The sequence below is a fragment of the Paraburkholderia phymatum genome (assembly GCF_038900715.1).
Taxonomy (GTDB): domain Bacteria; phylum Pseudomonadota; class Gammaproteobacteria; order Burkholderiales; family Burkholderiaceae; genus Paraburkholderia; species Paraburkholderia phymatum_A.
Genome location: NZ_JAYMRZ010000036.1, coordinates 51,796 through 68,272 on the forward strand (window position 1 = coordinate 51,796; position 16,477 = coordinate 68,272).

Annotated in this window: 17 protein-coding genes and 2 pseudogenes; 12 read left to right on the forward strand and 7 right to left on the reverse strand. The window is 61.4% G+C overall.

Annotated features, from left to right (window positions below):
- Nucleotides 1-167: 167 nt before the first annotated feature.
- Together VSR68_RS39260 and VSR68_RS39265 are read right to left on the reverse strand one after the other, a co-directional pair.
- Nucleotides 168-1,586 (reverse strand): HlyD family type I secretion periplasmic adaptor subunit, encoded by a 1,419-nt coding sequence (locus VSR68_RS39260; protein WP_342944889.1) that lies wholly within the window; start codon nt 1,584-1,586, stop codon nt 168-170.
- Nucleotides 1,570-3,771 carry a type I secretion system permease/ATPase gene (locus VSR68_RS39265; protein WP_342944890.1) on the reverse strand — a complete coding sequence of 734 codons (2,202 nt, stop codon included), beginning with the start codon at nt 3,769-3,771 and terminating at the stop codon, nt 1,570-1,572. Before VSR68_RS39265 ends, VSR68_RS39260 begins: the two co-directional genes overlap by 17 nt.
- A 351-nt stretch (nt 3,772-4,122) precedes the next feature.
- Here VSR68_RS39265 and VSR68_RS39270 point away from each other — a divergent pair, with 351 nt between their 5' ends.
- The 3 genes from VSR68_RS39270 to VSR68_RS39280 all read left to right on the forward strand — a co-directional run bounded on the left by VSR68_RS39270 (nt 4,123) and on the right by VSR68_RS39280 (nt 5,232).
- Nucleotides 4,123-4,416 carry a hypothetical protein gene (locus VSR68_RS39270; protein ID WP_342944891.1) on the forward strand — a complete coding sequence of 98 codons (294 nt, stop codon included), beginning with the start codon at nt 4,123-4,125 and terminating at the stop codon, nt 4,414-4,416.
- A gap of 124 nt (nt 4,417-4,540) precedes the next feature.
- Entirely contained in the window at nt 4,541-4,801 is a 261-nt protein-coding gene (locus tag VSR68_RS39275; RefSeq protein ID WP_342944892.1) for a type II toxin-antitoxin system Phd/YefM family antitoxin, read from the forward strand.
- Nucleotides 4,798-5,232 carry a type II toxin-antitoxin system VapC family toxin gene (locus VSR68_RS39280; RefSeq protein WP_342944910.1) on the forward strand — a complete coding sequence of 145 codons (435 nt, stop codon included), beginning with the start codon at nt 4,798-4,800 and terminating at the stop codon, nt 5,230-5,232. The genes VSR68_RS39275 and VSR68_RS39280 overlap by 4 nt, the downstream gene beginning before the upstream one ends.
- A 362-nt stretch (nt 5,233-5,594) precedes the next feature.
- Here the strand turns inward: VSR68_RS39280 and VSR68_RS39285 are convergent, their stop codons facing one another.
- Entirely contained in the window at nt 5,595-5,864 is a 270-nt protein-coding gene (locus VSR68_RS39285) for a DUF1488 family protein (protein WP_342944893.1), read from the reverse strand.
- A gap of 123 nt (nt 5,865-5,987) precedes the next feature.
- Nucleotides 5,988-7,244, reverse strand: coding sequence for a tyrosine-type recombinase/integrase (locus VSR68_RS39290; RefSeq protein ID WP_342944894.1), 1,257 nt, complete (start codon nt 7,242-7,244; stop codon nt 5,988-5,990).
- Between the two features lie 194 nt (nt 7,245-7,438).
- Between VSR68_RS39290 and VSR68_RS39295 the strand changes: the two genes are divergently transcribed.
- The 4 genes from VSR68_RS39295 to VSR68_RS39310 all read left to right on the forward strand — a co-directional run bounded on the left by VSR68_RS39295 (nt 7,439) and on the right by VSR68_RS39310 (nt 10,208).
- Complete coding sequence (locus VSR68_RS39295; RefSeq protein ID WP_342944895.1) at nt 7,439-8,536, forward strand: DNA-binding protein; 1,098 nt, start codon at nt 7,439-7,441, stop codon at nt 8,534-8,536.
- A gap of 55 nt (nt 8,537-8,591) precedes the next feature.
- Nucleotides 8,592-8,738: a hypothetical protein gene (locus tag VSR68_RS39300; RefSeq protein WP_342944896.1), complete on the forward strand. Its 147-nt coding sequence runs from the start codon at nt 8,592-8,594 to the stop codon at nt 8,736-8,738.
- A gap of 11 nt (nt 8,739-8,749) precedes the next feature.
- A complete protein-coding gene (locus tag VSR68_RS39305) occupies nt 8,750-8,998 on the forward strand; it encodes a hypothetical protein (protein WP_342944897.1) in 249 nt (82 codons plus the stop codon).
- Between the two features lie 172 nt (nt 8,999-9,170).
- The gene (locus VSR68_RS39310) at nt 9,171-10,208 is read left to right on the forward strand and encodes a PDDEXK nuclease domain-containing protein (RefSeq protein ID WP_342944898.1); all 1,038 of its coding nucleotides are present in this window, start codon (nt 9,171-9,173) and stop codon (nt 10,206-10,208) included.
- 108 nt (nt 10,209-10,316) lie between these two features.
- Here the strand turns inward: VSR68_RS39310 and VSR68_RS39315 are convergent, their stop codons facing one another.
- Nucleotides 10,317-10,766, reverse strand: a complete 450-nt coding sequence (locus tag VSR68_RS39315) for a hypothetical protein (protein ID WP_342944899.1) — start codon at nt 10,764-10,766, stop codon at nt 10,317-10,319.
- Between the two features lie 423 nt (nt 10,767-11,189).
- Between VSR68_RS39315 and VSR68_RS42960 the strand changes: the two are divergent.
- The 4 genes and pseudogenes from VSR68_RS42960 to VSR68_RS39335 form a co-directional block, all read left to right on the forward strand.
- Nucleotides 11,190-11,576, forward strand: a pseudogene (locus tag VSR68_RS42960) (hypothetical protein); the annotation flags it as partial.
- 591 nt (nt 11,577-12,167) lie between these two features.
- A complete protein-coding gene (locus VSR68_RS39325; protein ID WP_342944901.1) occupies nt 12,168-12,326 on the forward strand; it encodes a hypothetical protein in 159 nt (52 codons plus the stop codon).
- A 203-nt stretch (nt 12,327-12,529) separates the two neighbouring features.
- Nucleotides 12,530-12,790 (forward strand): annotated as a pseudogene (locus VSR68_RS39330) (PrkA family serine protein kinase); the annotation flags it as partial.
- Nucleotides 12,791-12,818: 28 nt separating this feature from the next.
- Nucleotides 12,819-13,046 (forward strand): DUF1016 N-terminal domain-containing protein, encoded by a 228-nt coding sequence (locus VSR68_RS39335; RefSeq protein WP_342944902.1) that lies wholly within the window; start codon nt 12,819-12,821, stop codon nt 13,044-13,046.
- Nucleotides 13,047-13,375: 329 nt separating this feature from the next.
- On the opposite strand, the gene VSR68_RS39340 is transcribed toward VSR68_RS39335, so the two are convergent.
- Nucleotides 13,376-13,975, reverse strand: a complete 600-nt coding sequence (locus VSR68_RS39340) for a plasmid pRiA4b ORF-3 family protein (protein WP_342944903.1) — start codon at nt 13,973-13,975, stop codon at nt 13,376-13,378.
- A gap of 42 nt (nt 13,976-14,017) precedes the next feature.
- A complete protein-coding gene (locus VSR68_RS39345; protein ID WP_342944904.1) occupies nt 14,018-14,440 on the reverse strand; it encodes a hypothetical protein in 423 nt (140 codons plus the stop codon).
- A 57-nt stretch (nt 14,441-14,497) separates the two neighbouring features.
- On the opposite strand from VSR68_RS39345, the gene VSR68_RS39350 reads away from it, so the two are divergent.
- On the forward strand, nt 14,498-16,141 hold the full coding sequence (locus tag VSR68_RS39350) for a methyl-accepting chemotaxis protein (RefSeq protein ID WP_342944905.1): 1,644 nt from the start codon (nt 14,498-14,500) through the stop codon (nt 16,139-16,141).
- Nucleotides 16,142-16,477 lie beyond the last annotated feature (336 nt).

Below are 16,477 nucleotides of genomic sequence, written 5' to 3' on the forward strand. Positions count from 1 at the left end.
TTGCAAACTGGATCGCCGTACGTTCGGGCGATGACGAAGCCGACGTTCGACGCAAGCTGGCAGTCACGTAGGCGTTGTACTTGCGATTGCCGACATTTCTTCTTCCCCTGGTTGCCAGACCGTACATCCGCGATCGGCCATCTGTTGTCGATTTCCGCCCGCGCGCCTCAACGCTCGCGCAACGCCGCTTCCTTCGTCTTGATCACGGGCTTGAGGAGGTAGTGCAGCACTGATCTGTGCCCCGTGTTGATGTCGACGGTGGCGATCATGCCCGGCACGATCCTAACCGGCTGGCTCTGGCCGTCCGGCTTGTTCGTCTTCGTGCGTACCAGAACCCGGTAGTAGCTGTCAGATTTCTCGGCAGGATGCTCGGGCATCAGCGTGTCGGCGCTGATGTCTTCGACGGTCGCGGGAAAGCCGCCGTAGATGGAGAAGTCATACGCGGATAGCTTGACCATGGCATCCTGCCCCGGATGCAGGAACGCGATGTCCGACGGGCGCACGCGTGCCTCGACCAGTAGCGTATCGTCGAGCGGCACGATCTCCAGCAGATCCATGCCAGGCTGAACCACGCCGCCGACGGTATTGATCTTGATCTGCTTGATCATCCCCTTTACGGGCGCCCGCACCAGCGTGCGCGTAACGCGGTCTTCCAGCGCGACATTGGCTGCGCTCAAGGCGGCCTGTTCAGCACGCGCGTCGTTCAGGTCCTTCATCGCTTCGGCGCGAAAGTGTGCGGTCAGCTCATCCATCTTCTGGCGAGCCTCGCTATAGGCGGCTTCGAGGCGCGGCATCGCGAGCCGCGTTGCGTTGAGATCGCCTTTCATGTCGTTGGCTTCGCGCTCGAGCCGGAGCACTTCGACGTCGGATACCGCGCCCTTCTGCACGAGCGGGCTCGTCAACTCAAGTTCTTTCGCGACAAGGCTGTAGCTGTGCTGCAGTTGAGCCTCTCTCGCGCGTTTCTCGGACAGCTCCTGCCGGTGCTGCTCGGCCTGCTGCCTGAGCACCGCGAGGTTCGTGTGCAACTCGCGCTGCCGCGACTCGAAGAGCGATCGTTCTTCATTCAGCAGCGCCGGATTCGTTGCTTCCAGCCGGGCGGGCGCGACGAACGGCGTGTCGTTTGCCTCGGCCGTGAGGCGCGCGATCCTCGCAATCAGTGCGGAGTCCTTTGCCTGTCCTTCCTTGTAAGACGACGTGAAACGCGTATCGTCGATGCGTATCAGCGGCTGGTCCTTCTGCACCGTCTGTCCGACGTGCACCATGATCTCCGATACGATGCCGCCCTCGAGGTTCTGCACCACCTGCACGCGGCTGGTCGGAATGACCTTTCCCTCTCCGACGGTGACTTCGTCTATCTGCGCCAACGCCGCCCACGTCAGCGCGGCAATGAAGAAAGCCAGCGTCGACCAGAGTATCCAGTGAGTGAAGTACCGCGGCCCTTCCATCACGGCTGCGCTGGTCTCCCGCATGAACGCGGTGTCGTCCGCGCGCGGCCGCAGCGCCGCGATGATCCAGCGGGCCAGCGTGGCGAGCGCGCCGCGGCCCCGCCGTAACGAATCCGCATTGGACTCAGCCAGCAGCGACATGGAGCTTCCTCCCTGCAAGAGCGGCGAGGACCTGGTCCTTGGGGCCATCTGCGATGACCCGGCCCTGATCCATCACAATTACACGGTTGACCAGCGAGAGCAGCGAGGCGCGATGCGTGATGACGATCAGCGTGCGGTTTTCCAGTTCGGCAGCGAGTCTGGCCTTGAACATCTCTTCGGAGCGGTTGTCCATTGCGCTGCTTGGCTCGTCGAGCACCAGCACGGGCGGCGCCAGTAGTTCCGCGCGCGCGATGGCGATGGCTTGCCGCTGGCCTCCCGACAACGCTTCGCCGCGTTCGCCCACAGGCAGATCGAAGCCGTTCGGCAAGCGGTTGACGAAATCCGTCACACCGGCGATCTGCGCGGCGCGCAGCACGGCAGCATCGTCCGCGCCGGGCGCGCCGAGCACGATGTTGTCCTTGACGCTGCCGCTGAAGAGCATGACGTCCTGCGGTACGTGTCCGATCCCGCGCCGAAGGGCGGCAGGGTCCCATTGACGGTGTTCGACGCCGTCGATCAGCACGTTGCCCGAAGTCGGCGGATAGAGGCCCAGGATGAGTTTTTCGATCGTCGTCTTGCCGGAACCGACGCGTCCGATGATGGCCAGGCGCTCTCCGGCGGCGATGCGAAACGACACGCCATCGAGCGCCGTGCCGCTTTGGCGAGGGTAGGCGAAGCTGACGTTCCTGAATTCGATGTCGCCACGCAGCGTCGGACGATGCACGAAGCTTCTGTCGGCCGGCCGCTCGCCTGGCAGGTTCATCAACTGGCCGATCGATGCGAGCGCGCTGCGCGACTGGTGGTAGCGGGTCAGGAGCGTCGCGACCTGGCCCATCGGAGACAGTGCGCGGCCCGTGAAGATCGTGCAGGCGATCAGGCCGCCCGTCGTGAGCTTGCCGTCGGCGATCATGTAGACGCCGCAAAGAACGACGGCGAGATAGGCGATCTGCTGCGCAAAGCTGGCAAAGTTGACCGCGCATCCAGAAAGAAAGCGCGAGCGCAGGCCGAGCCTCGCGAGTTCGCCGATCGACTGCTCCCACCTCGCTTGCATTGGGCCTTCGGCGCCCGTGATCTTGATCGCTTCGAGGCCCACCAGTGTTTCAATGAGGAGCGACTGGCGCTGGGCTGCGTGGCGCTGGGTGGATTCGACGGCTTTTGCGAGCGGGCCCTGTACGGCGATACCGACGCCGACCACGAGCGGCAGCACGACAAGCGGCAGCCAGGCGAGTGCGCTGCCGACCCAGAACATCGCCAGCACGAACACGACCGAAAACGGAAGATCGATCACGGCGACCGCCGTCGCGGAGGTGAGGAACTCCCTTACCGCCTCGAATTCCTGGATGCCCGAAGCAAACCCGCCGACGGATGGCGGACGCACGGACATCTGAATGCCCAGCACCTTCTCGAACATGTTGGCGGAGAGGATCACGTCGATCTTCTTGCCGGCAATGTCGATGAAGTAACCGCGCAACGTTCGCATCAGCAGATCGAACACGATCACGAGGATGATGCCCGCCGCCAGTGCCCACAGTGTTTCGAACGTGTGGTTCGGCACCACCCGGTCATAGACGTTCATGGTGAAGAGCGGCATCGCCAGCGCGAACAAGTTGACGAGCAGCGATGCGAGCATCACTTCGCCGTAGATCGGCCAGGCCGTTGCGACTACGCCCCAGAACCAGTGTCGAACGCGAGGCACGGCGCTCTCGTCGCTGCGCTCGTCAAAACGGTGAGCGGGTCGCGCAAACAGCACGTGCCCCGCATAGCGTTGCCGCAGATCGTCTGTGCTGATCTCCTGTTCGCCCGTGCCCGTCTCAGGCAGTATGACGCGCAGGCTGCCGTCCGCGCTCCTTTGCACCAGCACGCATGCCTGCCCATCGTTGAGCAGCAGAACGGCGGGCAGAACGAGATCGGAGATGCTCTCCAGAGAGCGCCTCGCGAGTCTCGCGGAGATTCCCACACGAACAGCGGCGCGAACAAAGAGGTCGGGCGTCAGACGACGGCCGTTTAACGGCAACCCGGCGATGAGCGTGTCGGCTTGTGTTGGTCGGTCGAATAGCCGGGCCAGGACGAGCAGGCAACCCAGCAAAGGATCGTCTTCGACACCGGACGTCGGCCGAACGTCCCACCCTCGGGCAGCGCGTTGCCCCGCTGACCCGGCCGCGGTTCCTGTCGTGGCGGAATGCATCTACAGCACGCCGGCACGCAAGCAATGGTCTGCTTGTCCCAGCAATCCTGACGATGCTGGAATCCCTGTCGGGAAGTCCCCGGCCCTGTACATGATGAACCCCGTTTATGGTTGTTTATGATTGTTCTTGTAGCTGCGTTTTCAGCTACTGGTCTTAGGAAGGGCCAAAAGCAAGTAGCGCGCCATGCGTGCCCGGCTGCGGCGTGGCGTACGGCGTGCCAGACGCGGATTGCGCGCCAACGGAAAAAGCAGACGATTCTGTTTCACAACTGAAACCTGATTTGGCCGTCGAATGTCTGAACCCGCACGTCGCGAGCCCCCCGTGCCGTCGCGACCTGGAGGTTCAGCGCGATGCAGCGCGGCATGAAGTCCCGCGCCGAAAATGTTGCGGTTCTGAAACGTCCGTCTCCTTATTCGCGTGATTTTGCTTCATGTGATCAAGCTGGCGCGCCGATGCGCGTGCGACGCGCACTGCCGCTAGCGGTTGGGCTGCGAGTCGATCACGGCGCCCGGAGCGAATGGCGTGGCGCGGACCTTGCCGAACTGGCCACGGCGGAGAAAGTTCGTGTGAACGATGAGATCGCGCGTGCAACGTTTTCGGCAAGCCGCGCTCCCTGCGGCCGCGTGTATATCGAACGGCAATGAACGACGCGGTGGAGTGGTGCGGTGCGCGTGAAATGCATCGTGCAGGCGCTTGTACCACGAAACAATGTAGTAACATTTCTACACCGATTGTAGTAACGTGACTACCCGCTAAAGGGGAGCGATTGTGACCACCCGTCATACTTACAGCAGCCGCGAGTTCAACCAGTACGTCAGCGAGGCGAAGCGGGCCGCCAACGAAGGTCCTGTATTCATTACCGACCGCGGCGAGCCTGCGCACGTGTTGTTGAGCATCCAGGAATATCGCCGTCTGCAGGGCGATTTTGTATCGCTCGCCGACGCCCTTGCGCAGAAGGGTACGGAGGCGGACTTCGACTTTGACTTTCCGTCCATCGACCTCGACATAAAACCTGCGGACCTTTCCTGATGTACCTGCTCGATACCAACGTTATTTCCGAACTGCGCAATCCTGCGAAGACCGACCCGAACGTCCTGGCGTGGGCGGCTTCGCAGCCGGTCACGGACCAGTATCTTTCGGCAATTACGGTGCTTGAACTCGAACTGGGTGTGAAGCGTGCCGAACGAGCTGATCCCGCGAAAGGGCAGGTGTTGCGCAAATGGCTGGATCGTCAGGTATTGCCCAGATTCGGCGATCGAATTCTGTCTTTTGATGCGCGTGTTGCGATCCAGTGTGCGGGACTGCATGTGCCCGATCAGCGTCCGCTAAAAGACTCCATGATCGCGGCAACTGCTCAGATTCATGGCATGAAGGTTGTCACCCGAAATATCAGGGACTTCGAAGGAATCGCGGTGGGGCTTATCAACCCATGGGAGCAATGGCGCGGCCCCGAAAACTGATTGCGGAAGTACGGATACCGTTTTATTGATGACATCATCGAAACCGTGACGGCGAGCATGTCGGGTGCGAGGCAGGTCGCCATGCAGGTGATCACAACGCGCTCCGGTCAGTCACACCGCATCGTTTGCGTTTATCCAGATGCGCCGGATCCCACCGGGCGCCCGGTGTTGAGTCGGTTGCCCGTTCGCGCCATGCAAACGGGTTCGCCGACAACGAGATAGCAAGGCAGTTCGACGCATGCTTCATCGTCGAAGCTCAGGGTGTTTGACCTGGTAGCACCGGCACACGGGCGATTTTCCATCGGTGCTCAGGTCACATTCTGCTGTCGTAGTCACAGAAGTGAGGGTCATCACGCACGGCGTCAGGGCCTTGCAAAATCATCCGCCGTCAGTTCGAGACGCGCGGCCGGATGGGCGAGCAGTTTGCGCCCGGCGATCGCGCGGATGCGGCCGTACCCATCCCGGAACGTCTTCAGGATGCGGGCGTCGCTGGCCCGGGGTTCGAGCCAGAAATACGTTTCGAGTGCCGCAAGCGTGATCATGCAGTCGACCGTGACGTTCTGATGCACGAGACCAAAGGCGACGCCACGACGGTTTGCAAGTACCTGCGGTTCAAGGTCCAGGGTTTCCATAACGGTAAAAGGAAAACGCGTTCGCGTTAGACGGGTCACCAGGATTCTTGCATACGCGATGCGGTCTGGGTATCGGGCAGCTAGTTTAACTGACCGGATTTCAGCCCGGGGCCGTCACCGGTTTCACCAGTCGATGCGATGTTTCTCGTCGGTCTCGTGGTGCCGGTGATCATCGTCGGCGTGCAGGTAGAGGCTGGTCGTGGCCAGCGATGCGTGGCCGAGGTTGTCGCGCACCAGACGCAGGTCGACCTGCCGGTCGGCCATGTGCGAACCCGCGCTATGCCGCAGCCAGTGCGCCGACGCCTGCTCGAGCAGCGCGGCGCGGGCCTCGAATTCCGCGCCGCGCTCGCGCAGCTGGCGGGCGGCGCCCGCAAACACGCGCTTGATGATCGTGTGCAGCGCGGCTCGAGTGAGTGGCTGGTTGAATGGCGCCGGAGTTTTCCTCCGGGACGATTGCCCGGTCCTTCCGGAAGTGCCGCCTGCAGTTGACCCGATCGGCAGCACGAGCGGCGTCGCCTCATGCGGCGACGGCAACGCGGTCATCCCGAGCGACTGCCGGTAGCGCGCGAGCTCCGACATCATTTCACGCGTCGCGGGAACCAGCCGATCCCTGTCGCCCTTGCCGTGCACAGTCAGCCACCAGCGCATCGTGCCGTCGGTGTCGCGCCGCACGAAGAACTGGCCCATCGTGTTGCCGCCCGCCTCGGCGATGCGCAGGCCGCCCAGATACAGCAGCGTGAACAGCCACCGCGCCCGTTGATAGTGGGCGCGCGCCCGGGCGGTGTCCTGCGGCATCGATGCAATGAAGTCCTTCACCGCCTGCCACAGGCCCGGTTCGAGATAGCGGGTGATGCGCGGGGCGGCTTTGCGCGCGCGCTGGCGGGAGAGCGCGAGCGGATTGCCGGCGAGGTAGCCAGCCTGCACCAGCCACGAGAACAGCGTGTTGAGAACCACCATCGCCTGGCGCGCGCTGGCCGGCGACAGCTGCCCGTGGAACGGGCGCCAGCGCGCATCGCCGCGCGGGTGCTTGCGGCCGCCGCCAGCGACCCAGAGTGCGGCGGGCTGCGGATCGGCGAGGAAGCGCTGGTAGCGCAGGCAGTCCTCGTGGGTGAGCGAGGACAGCGGCTTGCCCAGTTCGACCAGTGACCAGAGCAGCAGCCGTTCCGCTTCCTTGCGGTAGTTCCCGAAGGTCGTCTGGGTGTCAGCGAAGCGCGCGAGCCACGCGCGGATCGCGTCGAGATCGTTGGCGGCGGCAATCTGCGCGTGGCCGTCCGTCGCGCGGTTGGTGCCGGCATGACCGTCGAGCGCGGTAGGAATCGCGAGCGTCTCGAGCGGGGCGGGCTGCAAGGCGACGAGGCTGTTCTTCGGCGGGTTCGGCATGAAGGTGAGTCTTTTCAGGAAGGGTGAGCTTTTCCGGGAGCGGAATTGATGATATGACCCTCAAATACTGTGCCGCGGGCGTGTGGATCATTATTTCGACATTATGCGGATAATGTCAAATTTGCGCCCCTCGGTGGTTGGGTATATAGCGTCTTACGTTGTATTATCAGCATATCCGAACGCATTTTCCGTCCATGTCCGACGCTCCTGCCGATCTCCCGTCCGATGACACGCACCTCGCGGCCGAAATCGACCGCCTCAAGGTTGACTTCCCGAAAACCCGCGAACTGTACCGCGAGGTCTGTGCGCTGCTGTTCTTCCGCTTCGGGCAGGCGCCGACCGCGAACCGCCTGTACCAGCTGGTGAAACGCGGCAGCATGGGCACGCCCGCCGCGGTACTCGGCGAGTTCTGGACGGAGCTGCGCGAGAAAAGCCGCGTGCGCATCGAGCATCCGGACCTGCCCACCGATCTGCGTGACGCGGCCGGCGAACTGGTCGCGACGCTGTGGACGCGCGCCACAGCGTCGGCGCAGGCGGCACTCGACGCGCTGCGCGCGGAAGTGGAGGGCGAGCGCACGGCCGCGGAGCAGCGCGTCGCCGCGGCACGCAGCGAGCTCGAACGCACCGAGACGGCGCTCGAGCAGCGCACGGCGGCGCTGCTGGCCGCGCAGGTCGAGGTCCGCGAGCTGGAGAAGGCGCAGGCCGAGGGGCGTGCGGTGCGCCAGGCGATGGAAGCCGACATCGTGCGCCTCAAAAACGAGGGCGCGGCACGCGACCGTGAACTGGAGAAGGTGCGCGACGGCTTCTCGCGCGATCTCGAGAAACTGCGCGAGACGGCGGCGCAGTCCGACGAGCGCCTGCGTGCCACCGAGAAGCGCGCGCTGCTCGAGATCGACCGCGAGCGCGGGGCGGCCGCGAAGCTGCAGAAGGAGCTCGATGAGCTGAACCGGCGCGCTGACCGGCGCGACGCGGAGCATCGCCGCGCAGTCGAGACGCTGCAGGCACAGCTGGGTGACGCCCGTCATCAGGCGGGCGTGCTGCAGGGGCGCCTGGAGGCCGTGCAGGCGACGAACGTGACGCTGCAGCAACAGCTGGCTGCCCTGCGCGAGACGGACGTGCGGGAGGGCGGGCCGGCCCGGTCGGGCCGTACAAAGACCCCGCCTGCGGGTACCACCCAAGTACGTCCCGTGGCGACACGCCCCGCACGTCCCGCACGTGCGGCGCGCGGCGCGTCCGCGCCCGCCAGCAAGACCGCGGTGCGCCGCAAGCGGGGCAAGAGCGATGACAGGTAGCCCCCGCCCGCGCAGAAGACGCAAGGCCCCGGCCTGCCCGCCGATCGGCGCGCTGATGCGCTACGGCGAGCGCACAGTGCGGGTGATCGCCGAAGCCAGCGGCCAGCGCGTAATCATCGAGTCGGTCGACGGGGACGGCCGCACCTTCCGCAGCGTGGTGAAGTGGGCTAATCTGGCCGCTCCTGAAAGCCAGCTTTTCTGAGCGCGATGACGATGCAGCCGACCACGCAGCAGCTCGATATCTTTGCCGACAGCCGCGACGTGATGTTGCGCAACGACGTACTGGCGCCGCTGGAACGGCGCGATGCAGTGGTCGCGCGCGCATCACTGGAACAGCTGGCGTGCGACTATCCGGACGATGGCACGTTGCCGGCGCTGGTCAGCCTGCGCCAGGAACTGAGCCGCCTGCATGCAGGACTGTTCGATGCGTACATGGCGACGCGGAAGGTGCAGCACCGGTGAGCATAAGGCCGCGAACGGTTACATGGTGCCACTCGGCGAGGCCAGATGGATTTCCGTAATTGTCTCCGCAGTGCGGAGACAATTACGGACGTTGGCCAGGCATGTCCAGTGACGCGTTTGAAAATGGAGGGGCTCACCCTTCACCCAGTAATCAACACCTGAACCTGAAAGTATGAATGACGACCTCACGCCTTCCTCCTTGCTCGATGAAGTCCGACGGCTGATCAGTTCGGCGCGCGAGCGGGCCGCCGCTGCGATCAATGCGGAACTGACACTGTTGTACTGGCAGGTGGGGCGTCGTATTCAGGCTGAGGTATTGCGCGGCGCTCGCGCGGAATACGGGCAGCAGGTGATCGGGTCGTTGGCGCGCCAGCTTACAGCGGAATATGGTCGCGGCTGGAGCGACAAGCAGTTACGCCATTGCTTACGCCTGGCAGAGGTTTTTGCCGACGAAACGATTCTCTCCGCGGTGCGGAGAGAATTGAGCTGGACGCATCTGAAGACCCTGATCTACATCGACGACCCGGTCAGGCGCGATTTTTATATCGAACTTGCCCGCGTTGAACGCTGGTCCACGCGGCAATTGCAGGAGCGCATCGACTCGATGCTTTTTGAGCGCAGTGCGATCTCCCGGAAACCCGAAGACGCAATCAGGCGCGATCTCGCGATCCTGAGAGATGAGCGACGCGTGCCGCCCGACGCGTTGCTGAAAGACCCCTATGTGCTGGATTTTCTTGGGCTCAACGATCACTACCTTGAAAAGGATCTGGAAGATGCCATCCTGCGGGAGATGGAGCAGTTCCTTCTCGAACTCGGTGCGGGTTTCACGTTTGTAGCTCGCCAAAAACGCCTGCTGATCGATCACGACGATTTTTACATCGATCTTCTCTTTTACAACCGCAAGCTTCGACGGCTTGTTGCAATCGAACTCAAGCTTGGTGCGTTCAAGGCCGAATACAAAAGCCAGATGGAACTGTATTTGCGCTGGCTCGCGAAACATGAGCAGGAACCCGACGAGGAACCGCCGCTCGGCATCATCCTGTGTGCAGGCAAGAAGCAGGAGCAGATCGAGCTGCTCGAACTCGACAAAAGCGGTATCCATGTCGCGGAGTACCTGACTGTGCTGCCGCCACGTGAGCAGTTGCAGGCAAAACTGCAACAGTCCATTGAAGCCGCGAGGTTAAGACTCCACGATCGGCGGCGCGAATGATTCGATCCCCACGATCGGGCTGACGAACGTCCGCTAAACCGGTCTCTCAATCCATAAACTCTGAAAGCCTCCCCTCCGTAGCCCCTCCGTAGGGTTTTCTTTGCGCAGCTAGAGCCCGTGCGCTGCCTGCAATCCGTCGGTTTTTTTGAGTTGTTGACCGGGAGTGCAGATATGAAATCCCGCGGCGATGACAAAGAGGATCCCGGCTACAGGCCAGACATAGATTGCAGCGGCGACGCAAAGCCAGCATGCATCCAGAGGCGGGTAGGCGTGGAGTGCCCAGAAAAAGCAGGCAACCGGCAACATCAACAGGGACAGTGCCGACCGATTCAGAAAAACGGCGACCGTTGCTCTCTTGTGCGTCTCAGATTGCATGCCCGTCTCCATGAGGAATGGCATTGGTGAATAGCGTCGCACGCCGGTCATTTTGCGAATACTGGGGAAAATCCCTGACCCTGTCAGGATGTTCGACCATGCAGAAGGCAATGCGATAACACACCTCAAGGGTAAGCCTACAAAGGTTGAACGTACTTTTCGATTGATTGCTGGCGATTTCATGGAACCGAACCGCCTGCATAGATGCTTTGCCGCCCCCTGGATCTCGCGCGAGTCTCCCGAAGCGCAAGCGCTTGATCGTTTGACTCCATGCGGCGCTGGCCATTGCACGCCGTGACGTTGAGGATGATGCGGAGACGGTCACGCGACATAGGACGGAGATCGCGCCCCACCGGAAATCTCCATGCTCTACTAAAGCAACAAACATCATCACACATCGTATGCACGCGAAGTCATCGGTGCCGACATGCAGGGATGGTTTTGAAGACGCTCATTGACCACTGTATGCCTCACCGAACGGATGGAAGAACGTCGTCGCGCGCGTAGGACTCCTCGCGCCGGTCGATGGAGTCGGCAAATCGGAACACATTTACCGTTCGGGCAGCAGGTGAACGTCGCCCCGCTGTACTGGCGCGTGTCGACTCGGTGCTGCTCGCGATCGAAATTGTCGACACTCATTTCGCCGAATGGCCGAATGTCGTGTCCGTCGCGCAGCGCGCCAATGCGAGGAACACAACGGCGCAGTGGTGACGGGCGAAGCTCGCCACATGCGTCACTCGCGCGAACCTGCTCGTGTGGTTCGTCAACTACTGCATCGCCATGGATATCATCATCGAGCCCGAATGGACAGTCACCACGGGCTCGTATATCGGCGCACATCGGGTCGATGGGCCGGGGCGCGTGTATGGCCATATCGACGGACTCGGCGAAGTCGAAGTCGAATTGATCAAGGGCAAACACGCGACTACATCTACCTGTTCAGATGCGCGTCGCGTGCGCCGTCCAATGGGCATGGCGTCAGAGGACAGATGACGCGCGTCACGCCGATTCATGCGCGCTTGCACATAGGCGTGATGCGTTGAACGATTTGACGCACGCGCGGACGAACGGCAGGACTGCGCGCTTGCGCACATGCAAAACATGTAACACAGCGGCTGAGCTGTCGTCGCAAGCAACCATGCGTGCGTCATGGCAGAAAGAGCAGAAAGGGCGGCAACGTCCCCCTGCGCGGCGGTTATTGAAGTCGATCGCGCAGCCCACATGCACTGAGTCGCATGCACTGCAGGCACGCGTGAGACGAAGTAATGTGTCGCAGTAGTGTGGTCAGGCAGACAGCGTGCTACACGAGTGTTTGCAAAGGTGCGGAAAAGTGCAGGACGCCACGCGATGCCGCGTGTGAAAGATGCATGTGGAAGACAGCGTGGGGAAGGAACGCAAGATGCCATGCAGCAGCGCTGGTGCACGCTGGTGAAGTTTCTCGCGAGGTGTGGTCAATGATTGTAGGTAAGCGAATTTGCGTCATCAAGCGAGCAGGGCTGAGCGCTAGCTATGGCGAGATTTTCACAACGTAGTTCGTGAAAAAAAATTTAAAAGGGTTTAGGATGATTTGCGAGGGAAGTGCCGATGAACCTCAAAACCGGCAAGCAAGGTGTTCCAGACCGAGCAAGCCAACTCCTAAACCCTTTTAAAGGAAAAACTGTGAATTTTTACATCATCATGTCGTGGCTATACGCGATGATCGCTGTACTCTATGCCGCCGCAGCGTTAAGCCACCCTTCCTAATGCAAGCATCGACGGCTCCAATCTAGCACCGTCGATCTGCTTGTCAATATAAACCGTAGTCTATTTTTCTGCTGGCGCGCAGAACGGATTCGCTCGTCTGTCGCCAGCATCCCCTTTCGGCTGGTTCACGCTTCCCACAGCGAGACTCACGTAAGACGGCGCGTGCTCTGAAAGAACAGTCCCACGGTGGCTCGCGCCTATTTGTGCCGATCGAGCACGCCCGCTTCTCGCTCAAGGAGTATCTCGCGCTTTGCAAAGACAATCCCGCCGTGTACGCGACCGCTGGCGAACCCATGCTATCGGCGATAGGAGAACCCGAGCAGATAGACACACGCTACGATCCGCGTCTTTCGCTGATCTTCGCGAACAAGGTCATCAAGGCATACCCCGCATTCCGTGAGTTCTACGGAATGGAAGACGTGATCGAGCAGGTGGTCGCCTACTTCAGGCGTGCCGCCCAAGGGCGGGTTTTCGCCGCGCAACCTCAAGTACATGCGCGCGCTGGCACAAGCGTGGTCCGAGCCGGAATTTGTGCAACAACCTGTTGCACAATTGCCGTGGTCCCTCGTGGTGACGCTGCTGGACAAGCTCGACGATCGCGATCAGCGCGATTGGTATGCGCACAAGTCGCTTGAGCACGGCTGGTCACGAAGCGTGCTCGCGATGCAGATCGAGACGGGGCGCACACATCCGGACCGGCAACGCCTTCACGAACTTTGAGGAACGACTCTGCGTGAGGTACCGCCTTCGCTGGAAACAAAACTGCCGTCCATTCGCGAAATCGAGGCGGAACTGCGCCCCGACCTGCGAGACGACTCATGACGCTTTTCTTCGCGCGTCGCCCACATGGCGTCGGAAATGCAATCCCTTATGACGCCGCTCTACACAACGAGAAACGATCTGAAACAGGCGGGTGCTTGCACCAGTTCGATGCTGCGCGACAAGCTTACGTATCGTCAACCAGATTCAGGCATGGGAAGACCGAAAATCGTAAACGCCAGTTAAGCACACCGGATCGCCAAGCGTAGCGCTCGGGCATTGAACGTTGGCTATTTTTTGCCCCAGTTGTTCCACGCCATCCTCAGGAGGGCAGCGTTGGCCGCGCGTCGGTCAAACAGTTCGGGATCGAAGTCGTCGCCTGCCCATGTCCTGTACTCCTCGGCCTCGTCGCTCCCCGGTTGCTGGCTCAGAACACGCAACATCTCTTCATATCCACGCGTACCGCCAACATCCTCGGGTGGGCATGCTCGTTGTCCAGCGAGAATCCATGCTTCGCTGTGAGGTTCCCGGTCGGTCCGCGCGACTTCTTCGACGTGGACGTCGTGATGCCAATCATCACCGAAGTCATATCGATAGAGGAAACGATGTCCTTGATAGATGAGTCCGTGTAGTCGTGCCTTGCGGTCATCCAGCATTTCAGGATCTTCAGCGAACAAATCGAGCACGTTGTCGTTGTCGCCCATCGCGTAAGTCCGCTCGTCTATCTCGAAGTCGTGCAGATGGGAGTCGGTCCACCCGAAGGCCGCTTGCAGGATGTGATGCAGCTTGCGCAAGGTGATATTGCCGTCGACCTGGATTCGTCGCCATACGGGAGGTTCGATATCACGGATCTGCGCGTGAAGCGTGTAGATGGTGTAGGACTTGGCCATGGATTTGAGCGGAGCATTGCATTTGACCCGGACGGACTCGCATTATCGCCCGTACTGCGAGCCGGCGTGCCCAATGATAAGCAAACGGCTTTCGAGACGCCGCCAGTTCGTGAATTGCCAAAACGCATACAGACCTTGTTGTACGGGGAGAGGTCGGCACCGCGCACACGACTGATTGATGCGCGATGCATGAGGCCACGCCGGCTCGCCTGCGCGCGTCGTGTTCGTGCCATTCCAATAATTGGTGTCGTCGATGAGCTGAATAACGGATGACGAGCCGATCCTTAATTCTTCGTACGAATAGCCGTTAACTCCGTCTGAAGCCTTCCAGACGGACGGGAAACACTGGCGAGAAGGCCTCGAAGGCACGTCGCCCGGCATCGCAAGGCTTTGCGCCGCCTGAGCGGCAAATCCGTTGCTGAAGCGCCGGCCGCCTCGCAATGTGTCCATGCCGATCGCCTTCATCCCGTCAGATCGTCGTATCAGCGTGTGAAGTACTGTCGATATAGGAGTTACGAAGTAATGTGGATTGCAAACCTGAGAATCGGAGCCCGTCTCGGCGCGGCGTTCGGACTCGTCGTGGCGCTGTTGATAGGAACGGCGATCGTCGGAATCGGGCACCTCGAGTCGAGCAATGCAAGAATGGACAGCATCGTCAGTGAGCGCTATGCGCTGATTGCCCTGAGCAACCAGATCAAGAACAACGGCTACAAGGCCAATGGCATTCTGAGCAACCTGCTGCTGGTCTCAACCGAAGAGCAGGCGAAGAAATACATGGACGCGTATGCCGTCATCAGAAAAACCAATGCGGACGCGTACGCCCGGCTCGAAAAGCTGCTGCGGAGCGACGACGCCAAGGCGCTCTTCAAGGAGCAGTTCCTGGCGCGCACCACGTACGGCGGCAGCGTCCGCAAGTTCTTCGACCTGGTGAAAGAGAACCGGCAGCAGGAAGCACGCGACCTTTATCTCGGCGACCTCGCACGTCAGCAGGACGAGTACTACCTGCTGGTCGACAAGATGGTCGACTATCAGGCGTCCCAGATGCAAAAGGACGTCGCGCGGGCGGCCGACGAAGGGGATAACGCCCGGATGCAGATGATCCTGCTATCCATTGGCGCGATATTGGCTGCGATGGTAACGGGCTTCGTCATCACGCGAGGCATCACGCGGCCAATCAACCGTGCTGTCAGCCTTGCCGAAGCCGTGGCGCAAGGCGACCTGACACAGCGTCTTGAAGCGGACTCGAAGGATGAGGTCGGCAGGCTGCTGGACGCATTGAAGCACATGATCGGGAACCTGCATGGCATCGTGGTGCGCGTGCGCACGGGAACCGAGACGATCACCCAGGCATCGCGAGAAGTCGCAAGCGGGAACCTGGATCTGTCGAGCCGCACCGAACAGCAGGCGAGTGCGCTCGAGCAAACCGCGGCGGCGATGGAGCAGCTCACGTCCACCGTCAAACAGAACGCGGACAACGCACTCGAAGCCAACCGGGTTGCATCGAATGCGTCCGTCGTCGCTGCAAAGGGTGGAGAGGCGGTCAACCGCGTGGTGGATACGATGAGCGCCATCAACGATTCGTCGCGCAGGATCGTCGACATCATCGGCGTGATCGAGGGCATCGCGTTTCAGACCAACATCCTCGCGCTGAATGCCGCGGTTGAGGCCGCGCGCGCAGGCGAGCACGGCCGGGGCTTCGCAGTGGTGGCCTCGGAAGTGCGCAGCCTCGCGCAGCGCAGCGCGGTGGCCGCAAAGGAAATCAAAACGCTCATTGACGACTCCGTCGGCCATGTCGACAACGGCAGCAAGATAGTCGACGAGGCCGGACAGATCATTCGCGAAGTGGTGCACAGCATCTCGCAGGTGACAGCAATCGTCGGCGAAATGAGTACGTCCAGTCGGGAGCAGAGCGACGGCATCGAGCAGATCAACCGCGCGGTTACGCAGATGGATCAGGTCACGCAGGAAAACGCCGCGCTGGTGGAAGAAAGCGCTGCGGCAGCGCAGGCCCTGCGCGACCAGGCCGCACAGCTCACCGATATGGTTGCGCAGTTCGCGCTGGACGAGGCAGCGGCTCGCGATGTGCGTTTGCAGTCCGCCTTATCGCGCGCAAGCGATTCGCGACTATTGATCGGCGCCGCGCCGCCGCTGCTGCCCGGCGTCTGAACGCTGTTGTCGCTGACACAAAAGCATAAAGGACGGAGACACGAGCCGTTGGCCAAGCCGGCTCGATGAACGAAGCGATGGAACGCGACTGCGGATGCGCACCTCGCGTTCCGGGCCGACTCGCCGCCTGTCGACGGCGCCCGTCCTGCTGTAGCAGTCTGCACCTGTTCGGGCCGGGAGCTATCGAGGAATGGAGAGCGAGATCCGATTAAGGCAATGCTGATCAAGTCCACCACTCATGGCTGTCATGCGTTATAGCGTGGACATGCGACGGTAAAACCAAAAACGATGAAGCAACTGACACTGGCGATGGCGGTCGATCAATGCGCGGGATTC

Bases quoted from the DNA above. Each gene is read 5' to 3' on its own strand.
- VSR68_RS39270 (WP_342944891.1), top strand. From the start codon at position 4,123: ATGCAGCGCGGCATGAAGTCCCGCGCCGAAAATGTTGCGGTTCTGAAA.
- VSR68_RS39260 (WP_342944889.1), bottom strand. From the start codon at position 1,586: ATGTCGCTGCTGGCTGAGTCCAATGCGGATTCGTTACGGCGGGGCCGC.
- VSR68_RS39315 (WP_342944899.1), bottom strand. From the start codon at position 10,766: ATGAAATCGCCAGCAATCAATCGAAAAGTACGTTCAACCTTTGTAGGC.
- VSR68_RS39305 (WP_342944897.1), top strand. From the start codon at position 8,750: ATGCAGCCGACCACGCAGCAGCTCGATATCTTTGCCGACAGCCGCGAC.
- VSR68_RS39285 (WP_342944893.1), bottom strand. From the start codon at position 5,864: ATGGAAACCCTGGACCTTGAACCGCAGGTACTTGCAAACCGTCGTGGC.
- VSR68_RS39310 (WP_342944898.1), top strand. From the start codon at position 9,171: ATGAATGACGACCTCACGCCTTCCTCCTTGCTCGATGAAGTCCGACGG.
- VSR68_RS39340 (WP_342944903.1), bottom strand. From the start codon at position 13,975: ATGGCCAAGTCCTACACCATCTACACGCTTCACGCGCAGATCCGTGAT.
- VSR68_RS39345 (WP_342944904.1), bottom strand. From the start codon at position 14,440: ATGAAGGCGATCGGCATGGACACATTGCGAGGCGGCCGGCGCTTCAGC.
- VSR68_RS39265 (WP_342944890.1), bottom strand. From the start codon at position 3,771: ATGCATTCCGCCACGACAGGAACCGCGGCCGGGTCAGCGGGGCAACGC.
- VSR68_RS39300 (WP_342944896.1), top strand. From the start codon at position 8,592: ATGCGCTACGGCGAGCGCACAGTGCGGGTGATCGCCGAAGCCAGCGGC.
- VSR68_RS39295 (WP_342944895.1), top strand. From the start codon at position 7,439: ATGTCCGACGCTCCTGCCGATCTCCCGTCCGATGACACGCACCTCGCG.
- VSR68_RS39290 (WP_342944894.1), bottom strand. From the start codon at position 7,244: ATGCCGAACCCGCCGAAGAACAGCCTCGTCGCCTTGCAGCCCGCCCCG.
- VSR68_RS39350 (WP_342944905.1), top strand. From the start codon at position 14,498: ATGTGGATTGCAAACCTGAGAATCGGAGCCCGTCTCGGCGCGGCGTTC.
- VSR68_RS39325 (WP_342944901.1), top strand. From the start codon at position 12,168: ATGAACCTCAAAACCGGCAAGCAAGGTGTTCCAGACCGAGCAAGCCAA.
- VSR68_RS39335 (WP_342944902.1), top strand. From the start codon at position 12,819: ATGCGCGCGCTGGCACAAGCGTGGTCCGAGCCGGAATTTGTGCAACAA.